This window comes from Modestobacter sp. DSM 44400, assembly GCF_900107175.1.
Classification (GTDB): Bacteria; Actinomycetota; Actinomycetes; order Mycobacteriales; family Geodermatophilaceae; genus Modestobacter.
Genome location: NZ_FNOZ01000177.1, coordinates 1 through 1,217 on the forward strand (window position 1 = coordinate 1; position 1,217 = coordinate 1,217).

Genomic DNA, 1,217 nt, shown 5'->3' on the forward strand with positions numbered 1-1,217 from the left:
CAGCGCGGTGATCAACTCGTTGTAGCAGCGGTTGTCGGTGTGCAGCGGCCCGTCGGGTCGGTGCTTGATCGGCGCGTGGATGCCGACGCCGGCGCCGGTGTAGCCCTTGTCGGTCAGCACCGGCAGACCGCGGGCGGCGTGCGGGTACAGCGCGGGCAGCACCAGCTCGCGGGCCGCGCGCATGTCGTGGGTGCGGCCGGGACGGACGGCCGAGACCCACAGCGGAAAGCCGCCCGGGTCGGTGATGACCTGGACGTTTCCGCCGAAGGCGCGGTGTTTGCCGGAAGTACCGCAGGTTGTTGCCGGCCTCGGCGCGGGGGGCGACCCGGTCGGTGGGCACCAACGTGCCGTCCAGGCACAGGTAGGCCAGGCCCGCGGCGTGCGCACGGTCGAGAACGTCATGCAGGTCTGGTGCCTGCGCGGCGATGGCGTCCAGCCCCTCGTGCAGATAGCGGTAGGCGGTGGCGATGCTGATCCCGGCGTCGCCGGCCAGCAGCCGCAGGTCCAGGCGGTGCCGAAGCCAGCGCAGCACCAAGACGACCTGGGTGTGCACCGTGCCGGCCCGCTGGGCCGGCCGTGATCCCGGCCGGCGCCGGCGCCGGCCGGGATCCACCCGGTCACCGCCCTCAGCACCGGTGCGGACACATCCAAGCTGGCACGATGAGACATAGCGGGCTCCCGGGGAAGAGGAGATCGGCTTTGGCGAGACGATCTTGACCCCGAGAGCCCGCGCCCACATCTGGAACACCCGCTGCCACCAGCGACGGTGTCATTCAGGCCGCCAAACCTGGTGAGAAAACCTCAACGAGGGGGCGGAAGCGGCCTATCCGTCTGGAGTGGCCGACGGGCACAATGCCGGGTACAGCGAGGGGCACGGCGACGGCGAGGCAGCGGGATACGCGCGTGGCGCTGAAGACGGTTATGCGGAAGGTTACGCCGTGGGCTTGAGAGTGGAGCCTGAACTGACCATTGAGGAACGACTCGCTGGATACGACAAGGCGCTTCGTTGCTTGCTTGGTCCAGCGAGCTGGAGCTGCTGATGTAGCACCGTGACTGGAAAGCTTGAAAAGCTCGCGAAACGCACGTCGCCCGCTCCTGTCGCACGAAAAGGCGTCGCATCGAGGCTCTTCGAACTTGAGGGGGAAGAAGGACATGATCTTGTGAGGATCGCGGCCTCGGGCTGAGAAGCCCGTGGCCCCTCGATGCTGACGGTGGAT

At 68.3% G+C, this 1,217-nt stretch carries 2 protein-coding genes; one reads left to right on the forward strand and one right to left on the reverse strand.

Annotation, left to right across the window (positions count from 1 at the left end; genetic code table 11):
• The coding region (locus BLW04_RS27290; RefSeq protein ID WP_175484319.1) for a transposase family protein at positions 1-402 on the reverse strand (402 nt) is incomplete at its 3' end.
• On the opposite strand from BLW04_RS27290, the gene BLW04_RS30005 reads away from it, so the two are divergent.
• Positions 380-580 carry a hypothetical protein gene (locus BLW04_RS30005; RefSeq protein WP_175484320.1) on the forward strand — a complete coding sequence of 67 codons (201 nt, stop codon included), beginning with the start codon at positions 380-382 and terminating at the stop codon, positions 578-580. The genes BLW04_RS27290 and BLW04_RS30005 overlap by 23 nt on opposite strands.
• The last annotated feature ends 637 nt before the right edge of the window (positions 581-1,217 follow it).